The sequence below is a fragment of the Janthinobacterium salmonicoloratum genome (assembly GCF_051380845.1).
In the GTDB taxonomy this organism is placed as follows: domain Bacteria; phylum Pseudomonadota; class Gammaproteobacteria; order Burkholderiales; family Burkholderiaceae_D; genus Janthinobacterium; species Janthinobacterium lividum_F.
The window spans coordinates 656851-667962 of record NZ_JBNYXV010000001.1; the positions used below are offsets into that span (position 1 = coordinate 656851).

8 protein-coding genes are annotated in these 11112 nt (G+C 61.3%); 2 read left to right on the forward strand and 6 right to left on the reverse strand.

Going from position 1 to position 11112, the window contains the following annotated elements; all coding sequences use genetic code 11:
- Nucleotides 1–3: 3 nt before the first annotated feature.
- The 6 genes from ACQ4WY_RS03060 to ACQ4WY_RS03085 form a co-directional block, all read right to left on the reverse strand.
- On the reverse strand, nt 4–2133 hold the full coding sequence (locus ACQ4WY_RS03060; protein ID WP_436502768.1) for a TonB-dependent receptor plug domain-containing protein: 2130 nt from the start codon (nt 2131–2133) through the stop codon (nt 4–6).
- Between the two features lie 311 nt (nt 2134–2444).
- Nucleotides 2445–4466 (reverse strand): DKNYY domain-containing protein, encoded by a 2022-nt coding sequence (locus ACQ4WY_RS03065; RefSeq protein ID WP_436502769.1) that lies wholly within the window; start codon nt 4464–4466, stop codon nt 2445–2447.
- Nucleotides 4467–4552: 86 nt separating this feature from the next.
- Complete coding sequence (locus ACQ4WY_RS03070; RefSeq protein ID WP_099667581.1) at nt 4553–5275, reverse strand: ABC transporter ATP-binding protein; 723 nt, start codon at nt 5273–5275, stop codon at nt 4553–4555.
- Between the two features lie 10 nt (nt 5276–5285).
- Nucleotides 5286–7238, reverse strand: coding sequence for a branched-chain amino acid ABC transporter ATP-binding protein/permease (locus tag ACQ4WY_RS03075; protein WP_436502770.1), 1953 nt, complete (start codon nt 7236–7238; stop codon nt 5286–5288).
- Nucleotides 7239–7245: 7 nt separating this feature from the next.
- Nucleotides 7246–8136, reverse strand: a complete 891-nt coding sequence (locus ACQ4WY_RS03080) for a branched-chain amino acid ABC transporter permease (RefSeq protein ID WP_034782923.1) — start codon at nt 8134–8136, stop codon at nt 7246–7248.
- Between the two features lie 93 nt (nt 8137–8229).
- The gene (locus ACQ4WY_RS03085) at nt 8230–9387 is read right to left on the reverse strand and encodes an ABC transporter substrate-binding protein (RefSeq protein WP_353656789.1); all 1158 of its coding nucleotides are present in this window, start codon (nt 9385–9387) and stop codon (nt 8230–8232) included.
- A 377-nt stretch (nt 9388–9764) separates the two neighbouring features.
- Here ACQ4WY_RS03085 and ACQ4WY_RS03090 point away from each other — a divergent pair, with 377 nt between their 5' ends.
- Complete coding sequence (locus ACQ4WY_RS03090) at nt 9765–10673, forward strand: hypothetical protein (protein ID WP_436502771.1); 909 nt, start codon at nt 9765–9767, stop codon at nt 10671–10673.
- A 24-nt stretch (nt 10674–10697) separates the two neighbouring features.
- Nucleotides 10698–11111 carry a hypothetical protein gene (locus tag ACQ4WY_RS03095; protein WP_436502772.1) on the forward strand — a complete coding sequence of 138 codons (414 nt, stop codon included), beginning with the start codon at nt 10698–10700 and terminating at the stop codon, nt 11109–11111.
- The last annotated feature ends 1 nt before the right edge of the window (nt 11112 follow it).

The following is an 11112-nucleotide window of genomic DNA, read 5'->3' on the forward strand; positions in this document are numbered from 1 at the left end:
TGCTTACAGGCTGCGCTCGAACATCAGGCGCAGCGCTGCGCTGCCGTCCAGGGCCGTCACGCTATCGCTGCGGCCCGCATCATCCACATAGGATTGCCCCTGCACCTGCTGCTGATGCAGCAGGTTGGCCGCCGACAGGCGCACGCGCGTTTTCGCGTCCGGCTGCCACAGCGCATATGCGTCAAGGGTGCGCCGCACGCCCGCATGGCTGCTGGCATGCGCATCGAGCCGCGCCAGGCCGCCCGTCTGCACGTTCAGATTACCGCCCATGCTCATCCTCGGCGAGAGCCGGTAATCGAGTCCCAGGTTGAGCGTGGCCGGCACATGGCTGGCCAGGCGGTTGCCGGGACCCGGCACGGCGGCGACGCTCGACCAGTTGCGCCCCGCATTGGCGCGCACGTCGATATCGGGCGCCTGCACCCACCAGGTCCGCAAGGGGAATTTCACATCCATTTCGATGCCGCGCACCGTGGCAGTGCCATTGTTGAACGGGCTGGCAATCCAGATGCCATCGTGCTGGAACAGGTGCTGCACGGTGACGTCGCTGATGCGCCGCGTGTATGCCGACAGGCTGGCCACGCCGCTCTTGCCAAAATAGCTCTCCCAGGCCGCGTCCAGCCCCCACGCCAGCTCCGGGCGCAGGTCGGGATTGCCCTGAAAATCGGGATTATTGGCGCCATTGCCATTGTTGACGGTATAGCGGCGCGGCACCAGGTTGCGCGTGGTGGGCGCCTTGTAGGTGCGCGCCAGCGCCAGCCGCAGCTGGTCGCGCTCCTGCTCCGGCAGCTTCCACAGCAGCTGCGCCACGGGACTCCAGACGCTGGCCCGCGTGCGCACTTCGCTCAAAGTGCGCCCTTCGGTCGCCGTCTGCAAGCCTTCCCAGCGCACGCCCGCATACATTTGCAGGCGCGGTGTCACATCCCATTCATCCTGCGCATACAGGGCCAGGCGACGTACATCGGCCGTGTAGTCTTCATCGAGCGCATACGGTGCGCCGCCGGCAAAATACGTGTCGCGCTGGCGGCGCGACTCGCTACGGCTTATCAGGCTGCCGTCCCAGCCCAGGCTCAGGGCATGCCCGCCGCCCAGCCTTCCCAGGTATTTTCCGCTGCTGCTGACGCTGTCATCGATGGCGTCGGAGACCACGCCGCGCAGCAGCAGGGGCGCGCCATCGGCCGCCTCGCCATGGAAGGCGTAATCCGTATCGCGCCGGTTGTGGTTGACGCCCAACTTGCCCGTCAGCTTGCCCGCCGTTCCCAGCGAGTGCGCCCAGCTCACATCGCTGCGCGCCGACAACACGCTGGCCTGCGAGGCGGCGCCATTGCGCGGGTAGCTGCTGGCCGCCCCCGTCAGCACCGTTTCGCGGGCCACACCGTCAAACCCCGTGCGATACCAGTCCAGCAAGCTTTGCCAGGTGAGCGTGTCGCCATTGTCCAGGGTCCAGTGCAGGCGCGGCGTCAGGCTGGCCTTGTTGACGGACGAAGCGTTGCGCGTGCGCGTGTCACGCAGCGCCAGCAACATGCCGGTGGAATCAGCGATTGTTTCAGTCGTCCGTCCCGCCACGTCATCGGCCGTGCGCTCCAGCGCGCCCGTCAGCGTATAGGCGAAACCGGGCAGCTTGTCCGCCACGCGCAAGGACACGGCAGGCTGCCAGCGGCCATTCTGCCGGCCCGCGCCCAGTTTCCATTCGCGCTCGGCGCCGCTGGCGCCCTTGCGCAAGACCACGTTGATGCTGCCGGCGACGGCTTGCATGCTGTATTCGGCCGTCGCGCTGCGCAAAATCTCGATGCGCTCGATCATTTCGGGCGCGATGGATTCAACGGAAAAACCCGGTGGCGCGGGGTCGCCGTTGATCAGCATTTGCGTGTAGCCGGCGCCCAGGCCCCGCATGCGCACCTCGTTGCCAACCACCGACACGCCAGGCTGGCGTTTGAGCACGGCAGCAAGGTCGTTATCGCCGTACTGGCTGATATCGTCACGACCAATAATGATTCTGGCGGCCGTGTCGGCTTCGCGCTGCGCAGCGCCGCTGGCGGCGAAGACCTCCACTTTTTGCAGCGCGCCATCGTCGGCGCAGGCCATGGCTGAGAGCAGGATGAGAACGAGGGGGCGATACCTGAAGTTGCTGCGCATGAGAGCTGTTCTACGCCATATGAGGAAGCGCGCAGTGTAGAGGATTTGGCAAGCCGAAGCCAGCTTCTCGATTTCCTCTGCGGCAAGTAGTGTGCGCCTGCGCACGCTCATCGACGCGGCAGCCCTCGAACGCTTGGCGCCCGAACTGGAAACGCTCTTCCATTCCTGGCGCTGCTGGTGCTGCTGCCGCGCGTTATCGTCTGGCAGCAGCAGCCGTGGGAATGGCTGTGACGCCCCTGAAACGGCGCCTCGTCACAAACCAATAGACCGAGGAAGTCCTGGGGCCAGCAGATGACCACTCAGGATAAGCGTCACGATACTGTCTGGTTTGCGAGTCCCACCCGGTAGTCCTCTTCGCTCACCTCAGTCAATCCGGCATGGCCTTCGTAGCGGTAGAACCGTTGCTTGTCGCGCGCATGGCGATCATCGAGAAACGCTAACGTGGCCAAGTCTATGCGCTTGGCGCTCAGCGGGCGTCGGCCACAAAACAATTTACGCGTGCCTAGCTGCAGAAAATGAGGATGCGGCACCGAGACTTCTTCCGGGCTGAACTCGACATCCAATGGCTTGCCATGGAACATCATCAATGTGGAATTGAACGCATAAGTACCAAGTATCTGTGTATTTTCAGGACCGAGGCTTTTTTTTGCCTGCCCCATGTGGTAAACGGCACGGCTATCCTTGGCCCAGCCATAACCACAGCTCACGAAGGTGGCAATGTCAGCCTTGAAAATGGGCTGAGGACAGTGATAGAAAATTCTGTGGCAATATACTGTTTTACCGTCACTCAGGTAAGTCGAATCGAATGCGCTGAAATGTTCCACAGACTCAGTAGAAAACCGTTCAGGCACGGCGCTGTCAACCCCATGATACGGGATCAGATACAAGCCATTGACATCGCCGCACAGATGTTTACCCAATAATTTGAAGCTGGCTGCATCCAATCCGATGATAGGCCGTCCATGAAAGTACACCTGTCGGCCCAGTTCGAAGCCAAGACCGATGACACGCCGCGCCGAGATTTCTTCCTCTGGTGCCGCCTGCGCCTCTTCCTGCGCCTGCAAGCGGTGCCACCAGTAATCCGTCAGTTGCGGATGCGCCTCGAAAAATGGCGCCCACTCCAGCTGCATGGCCTTGTCGAGTACCCCGTCGCTGCCCAGCGGCCCATTTCGGTCGCCCACCAGTATCGGCGAGTAATCGCGTCCTGCATGATATAACTGCGCCACGACGAAACTGTCTACATCCACATGCAGCGGTTTGTTGCGACAGTAAGCGCGCTGATGATCGCGGTAATAGTCGAATCCGAGGTGTTGAAAGCTGGGGCCGTGAGCGCCACGCACACGCGTCCCTGCTGCGTAAACAAACTGATCATCCACGGCAATATACTCGTGCTGATATTCACTCGCAGACACCACCCGGCCAGCCTCATCAAATTCCGGCTGCCGGCACTTGAGCAATTGGAAATCGCCCACATAGCGCATGGACTTTCCCGTCAAATAATACGCACTTTGCCTATCCTTCGCATAACGTTCGTTCAGTACGGTGAATGTGGCCAGATCGGCATTGTCAATGCGGTAAAAGTATTCGTATGCAACGCTCGATCCCTGCTGTGCCTGCACAATAATCGACGCTCCATCCGTTCCCCAGCGCCGCGCAAGCATGTGAAAGCCGTCAGGATTGGCGATGAGCAAAGGTGTGCCATCCTTCTGGTGCAATCGCTTATATCCTCTGTAGACCTGTCCGTTGATCACCCGGTAAGCCGGGTGATTGGTATAACGTATCTGGTCGTGCGCACTCGCGGTCACCTTTCCAGACAGAAAGACATTCACGCCATCGCTGAACAGCGCGCAATCGGCTGATACAAAAGCTGGCGCCGGCTCGAGCAAAGCAAGATCCTGGTGCTTTACATCAACCATTAAAGTGACCGAATAATCATCAAACCAATAGGCGCTGGACTGGTCACGCCAGTAATGGTATCCCAGGTTTTCCAGAGTGCCTTTGAAACGAAACGGCAAGGCCTGTACCGCATGGTAGCCATATCGCGCAAGGTACTGCGGGAGCAGGTGGTAATCACGCTGACTATCGCGCAACAAACCCGGATGGCTTCGATGTCGCCAGACTACTTGCCGAACAGACAATGGCGACGGCGGAAAATGCCTGGCACTTGCCTCTTGAGCGATCTCAAAGGGCGGCTTTCCTGCAAGCGCGAGCATGATGTATATCTCGCGTGCACACTCGTCCCCCAGTAACGCCCCGTCCATAAACGCGAAGTCCCCGTGCCATTCAAGGTCAAGTGGCTCCCACTCCGCAACATCCATATCTGGCGTCGTCATCGTTGCATTCCAAGATAATAAGTCGGTAGCATAACCCTTTTGCAAGAAAAACCGCACCCTGCAGGCGCAGTGGTCCCATTGCCGCTTTAATGCCCACCGCCCAGATACGCCGCGATCACCTTCGGATCGTTCTTTAAACTCTCGGCCGGGCCGTGCACGGAAATACTGCCGTTCTCCAGCACGTAGCCGTAATCGGCCACGTTCAGGGCGGCGGCGGCGAATTGCTCGACCAGCAGCATGGTCACGCCTTCCGCCTTTAATCGCGTGATGATGCGGAAGACTTCCTCTACCAGGATGGGCGCCAGTCCCATCGACGGTTCGTCCAGCAAGATCACTTCCGGGTTCAGCATCACGGCGCGGGCCATGGCCAGCATTTGCTGTTCGCCGCCGGAAAGCGTGCCGGCCAGCTGGTCGCGCCTCTCCTTCAGGCGGGGGAACAGCTCCAGCGCCTTGTCCAGGTCGCCCTTGATGTCGCCTTTCGGGCGCGCCCGCGTAAAGCGGGGAAATGCGCCCAGCAGCAGGTTGTCCGTCACCGACATCGAGGCAAACACGCGCCGTCCTTCCGGCGAGTGGGCCAGTCCGGCGCGGGCGATGCGGTGCGAGTCTAAACCCGTGACATCCTTGCCGCCCAGGGTGACGGTGCCGGATTTGGGTTTCAGCATGCCGGAAATGGCGCGCATGGTGGTGGTCTTGCCGGCGCCGTTCGAGCCGATCAGGGTCACCAGCTTGCCCTTCGGGACGTCGAGCGAAATGCCGTGCAGGACTTCGACTTTGCCGTAGGCGGCGTGCAGATTGTTAATGGTCAGCATGGTCTTCCTCTCAGTGCGCCGCTGGCGCCAGGGTTTCGGCGCTGCCGCCCAGGTAGGCTTCGATCACTTTCGGATCGCTCTGCACGGCACTCGGCACGCCTTCGGCGATCTTCTGGCCGAAGTCCAGCACCGTCACCACGTCCGACAGCGCCATCACCACATCCATGTGATGCTCGATCAGGATGATGGTGATGCCGTGCTCGCGGATCTTGCGGATGATGGCCATCAATTCCTTGATGTCGGGCGCCGTCAGCCCCGCCGCCGGCTCGTCGAGCAGCAGCAGGCGCGGGTTGAGGCCCAGCGCGCGGCCGATTTCCAGCAGCCGCTGCTTGCCGTACGGCAGATTGCGCGCCTCTTCGTTGGCCAGGTCGGCCAAACCCACGAATTCAAGGATACTGGCGGCCCGCTCGCGCGCGGCCGTTTCTTCGCGCTTGTAGCGGGGCGTATGCAGCATCACGTCCAGCACATTCGATTTGAAGGTATTGTGCAAGCCCACCAGCACGTTCTCGGTGGCCGTCATCTCGCCGAACAGCTGCACGTTCTGAAAGGTGCGCGCCACGCCGCCCAGCGCGATTTCGGACGGCGTGCGGCCGGAGATCACGGCGCCGGCGAATTCCACTTTACCCGCCGTCGGCTTGTAGATCCCCGTCAGCACGTTCATCATCGTGCTCTTGCCCGAGCCGTTCGGCCCGATCAAGCCATGCACGGAGCCTTGCGTGACGTTCAAGTCCACCTGGTTCAGCGCTTTCAGACCGCCGAACTGCATCAGGGCCTGATCCACGCGCAGCAGGGTCGCGCCCTGCTGCCCGCCCTGTGCAGGGTCGATCTGCGCGAACGGCGCCACACCTTGAGAAGCGACGGCTTGCACATGGCGCCGGCCCTTGCCGATAAAGCTCATCAAAAAGCCCACGATGCCGTCCTGCAGGTAGTACACGACGAACAGGGTCATCAGGCCGAAGATGGTCAAACGCCAGTCGACCATGTTGTCCAGTTTGTAGGAAAACGCAGCCAGGCCGATGGTGGCCACCAGGGGCACGAGCACGCCGCGCAGCGTAGAGCGCTTCTTGGCCAGCATGAAGGTGGAACCGATCACGCCCAGCACGGCGGCGCTGACGGCGATCTTGCGGAACAATTCGATGTCCGACAGGAGGCTGGGCAACATGACGACGATCAAGGCGCCGATCAGCGCGCCCGAGCGCGTCTTGCGTCCGCCCATGATGACGGCCAGCAGGAACAAGATCGTCAGCTCGAAGTTGTAGGTATTGGGCGAAATGTATTCTTCCGAATATGCATACAGGCTACCGGCCAGGCCCGCGAAACCGGCGCTGATGACGAAAGCGTAGACTTTGTAGCGGTAGACGGACACGCCCATGCAGTCCGAGGCGATGGGACTGTCGCGCAAGGCTTCAAACGCCCGCCCCAGGTTCGACTTCAAAATACGGTGCACCACCACCAGCGAGATCACCAGCAGCGCGGCGACCATATAGTAGTACTCCACCTCTGTCAGTTTATGGCCGAACAGGACGGGCTTGTGGATCTTGATGCCCATCGGCCCTTCCGTCAGGAAGCTCATTTCATTGATCAGGATTTGCACGATGGTGCCGAAGGCCAGAGTCACCATGGCCAGGTAGGGCCCCGTCACGCGCAAGGCAGGCAAGGCCAGGATGGCGCCAAACACGGCCGCGCCCACGATACTGGCGGGGATGGCCAGCCAGAACGGCGCGCCCAGCTTGAATACCAGCACGCCCGTGGCGTACGAGCCGATGCCGAACAGGCCCGCATGACCCAGCGACACCTGCCCCGTGTAGCCGACGACGATATCGAGGCCGAACAGCAGGATGGCGTAGATCAGAATGGTCTCGGCCAGGTGGATGTAATAGGGATTCGGAATGACGATGGGGAACAGCACGAGCGCGGCCAGGCCCACCGCGCTCAGCGCCAGCATGGTGATTTTCTTGTTCATGTGATCCTCAGACTTTCTTGATCGCGGCTTTGCCGAACAGGCCGGACGGCTTGATGGCCAGCACCAGCAGCAGGAGCAGCAGGCCAGGCACTTCCTTGTAGCCGGTGGAAATGTAGTAGCCGGTGGTCGTTTCGGCGATGCCGAGTATCAGTCCGCCGACGATGGCGCCCACGCCCGAGGTCAGGCCGCCGATGATGGCCACGGCAAATGCCTTCAAACCGAGCGAGGCGCCCATGGTGGCCCCCGTCAAGGTCAACGGCGCCACCAGCACGCCCGCAAAGGCGGCCGTGGCCGACGACAGCGCGTAGGAAAAGGTGATGACCATGCCCGTGTTGATGCCCATCAGGCCGGCCGCGTCGCGGTCATTCGCCGTCGCCACGACGGCCTTGCCGTAGATCGATTTGCGGTTGAACACTTCGACGGCCAGCATGATGGCCAGCGCGCCGACGATCACGGCCACCTGCATCTGCTGCACATTGGCGCCAAACACCTGGAACGGCGCGGCCGACAGCGGCGACGGGAACATCAGGTCATCCTTGCCCCAGATATTTTCCGCCACGTTCTTGAAAATGATGGCCAGCGCGATGGTCGACATGATCCAGCCGAATTCGGACTTGATCTTGATGGCGGGCCGCACGCCTATCCATTCGACGAACACGCCCTGCAAGGCGCCGAAGACGATGACGATGGGGATCATCAAGAGATAGCTCATGTACGGGCCGCCGTGGATGGTGCCCACCAGGGAAAGGCCCACGAGCGCGCCCAGCATCAGGGATTCGCCCTGGCCGAAATTGAGGGTGCCGGAAGTGGCAAAGGTCAGCTGATAGCCGAAGGCGATGACGGCATAGATCATGCCCAGCGCGATGCCGCTGAAGACGAGCTGCAGGAAGATTTCCATGGTAGTCCCCGGAAGACGAAAGATGAAAAAATGGCCAGTCCTGATTCCTCAAGGCTGGCCATTTCGCGGCTAGATGGTTGGAATTAGCCGGACTTATTTGGCAAGGACGACCTTGCCGTCCTTGACTTCGCCAAACACGGTCAGTTCGGCCGTGATCGCTTCATGGTTGGTTTTGCTGAACGGCTTGTTATAGGTGGTGACGGCGCCCTCCACTTTTTCATTCAGGTTTTCCAGCGCGGCGCGCACTTTCGGGCCGTCCGTACCGCCTGCCTGCGTGAAGGCGGCTGCCAGCAGGTAGATGGAATCGTAGCCTTGCGCGGCCGAGACGGCCGATGGCATGCGCCCGCCCGATGGCTTGTAGGCTGCCACATAGGCGTCGATGAAGGCCTTGCGCTTCGGCGTGCTGGCATCCTGGATGAAGGTTTGCGGCATGCGCGTGCCATTGCCGTTCTTGCCTGCGTTGTCGATGAAGTTACCCATGGCCAGGGTCCAGCTGCCGATCAGCGGCACTTTCCAGCCCAGTTTTTCCATGCCGTTGGCGATCTGCGCCAGTTCCGGGCCGATGCCGTAAGTCAGCACGACTTCCGCCCCCGCCTGCTTGGCTTTCAACAGCTGGGCCGTCATGTCGACGTCCTTGATGTTGTATTTTTCAACGACAACGGGCTTGATGCCCTTCTTGTCCAGCGCCTTTTCCAGGTCTTCGCGGCCCAGCTGGCCATAGTTGGTGGAGTCGGCCAGGATCGCCACTTTCTTGAACTTGCGGCTCTCGATGGCCTCATGCACGATCATGCCGGACTGGATGGTGTCATTGGCCGCATTGCGGAAAATGTAGTTTTCCGGCTGGTCGGCGAATTGCTTGGTGACAATGGAACCCGTCGCCACATTGTTCATGACGGGAATTTTCGCTTCCTGGTAGAAGCGCTGCGACGCCAGGGCCACGCCCGTATTGATGTAGCCGACGGTGGCGGCGACCTTTTCCTTGTTGATCAGCTCTTGGGCGATTTGCACGCCGCGTTCGTTCTTCGCTTCGTCATCGCGCTCGATCAGCAGCAGGGAACGGCCCAGTACGCCACCCTTGGCATTGATTTCAGCGACGGCCAGCTTGACGCCGTCGCGCATCGACACGCCCATCGGCGCGGAACCGCCCGTGAACGGACCGGACACGCCGATCTTGATGGGGTCGGCTGCGACTGCCGCCTGCGAGAAACCCAAAACCAAACTTGCCACGAGCAATTTCTGTTTCAAATTCATTGTCATCTCCTCTGATACAACGTTTTTAATGCCACTTATTTTTATAGTCGTACGCTGGATAACCGCCCCATCGATAAATCATTGTAGGTGAGTAAACATGCACCAGCAACAACTACATATGACGCGTCGCAACATGCGGAAAAGACGCAATTGCTGGCCTGATGTCAGTCTTTTGTAAGGAAAATATGAGGCAAATTGGCGCAACTGCGCCATTCGGCAACATGACTGTGGCAAAACGCGACAGACAAGCAGGCGAGCTCGGCTATTCGCCTGGCCGCTGATCTGGCGCAATACTGGCACTGTCCAGCATGCTAACGTCGGCCATGCCAGCGCGTGCGCGCCGGTCCAATCAGCCGCTCCTACCGCATGGAGGCCATATGCAGCGCCCGTCGAACTCGTCCCTTTTTCCCCCACTACTTGGCGCCGTCGTCAGCCTGCTGCTGGGCGGCTGCGCAACTGACCTCGCGCCCGTGCGCACCTTCGCCGAACAGACGCAGAAAATGTCGGTCCACTTCGAACCCATGCTGGCGGGCGGCGTCCACAGCTGCATGGACAAGGCCATGCGCAAGCGTTTGATCCTGGCAGAGCGTTTCGATGCGCAAGCCAGCGAACAGGCGGCGCGCGCCGATTGCGCCGCCATCGCGCAGGCCAGCGCGTCGGTCGCCAGCCTGAATGACGTCCTGCTGCGCTATGCCCACACCCTGGCGGCGCTGGCCGATGACAAGCTGCCTGTCTACAAGGAAGAGCTTGGCGAACTGGGCGATGCGCTGGGCGGCCTGGCACAGCCGGATGGCGGCGCGCCTCTGCTCGATGTGGGCAAGCTGGACAAGGTTATGAAACTGAGCGAACACCTGAGCCGCCTGGCCACGCAGCGCCTGCAGAAATCGGCCTTGCGCGAATTGCTCGATGAGCAGGAAGCCGTCGACATCGTCAGCAATGCGCTCAAGGAGTATGCCCAGCGCAGCTACCGTGCCGGCTTGCAGGATGAATTACGCGACCTGGAGCTGCTGCGCGGCGCCGTCGACAAGTCCGCGCCGCGCGAACCGCTGGCCGCCAACTATATCCGCACGCGTCTGCACCTGGAAGGCCGGCAATTGCAGGAAAGGCAAAAGATCGTCGCCGCGTATGTCGCCGCCGTCGACGCGCTGCAAGCCAGCGTGGCCGCGCTGCGGAGCAATCTCGACCGCCTGCAGGCGCCCGAACTGGAACGGCAGTTGGCGCAGTTTTCACGCGACGTCGCGACGCTGCAGCGGCAAGCGGCGTTCTATGCCCCGGCCCGCTGGTAAATGACAGGCCCACCGGAGAATCCCATGGCCCCACTGACCGAACTGACGAAAGACCAAAGCTACGCCATCGCCGACAGCCTGGCGCAAGCGTCAAACCTGGTGCTGGAATTGCGCATCCGCGAACGGGAAGCGCTGGCGCCAGACGAACGCGCCCTGCTGGAGCAATATGAAAACCACCTGGACCAGATGGTGGCCCTGTTTCGCGCGTATGGCATTTACCTGACCGCCGCAGGCGCCGAGCAGGCGCGCGGCGATATCGAGGGCGCCATCGCCAAGGGCAAGCTGCAGCTCAAGCGCATCGCCGACATCAAGGCAGCCATCGTCGCGGCGGCCAAGCTGGTCGACCTGGGTGCAGCCATCCTGTCGCGCGACCCGATCGCCATCGGCGAGGCGGCGGCCAGCTTGCGGGTCAGGTCGAAGAAGGAAGAACCGGCGTAGA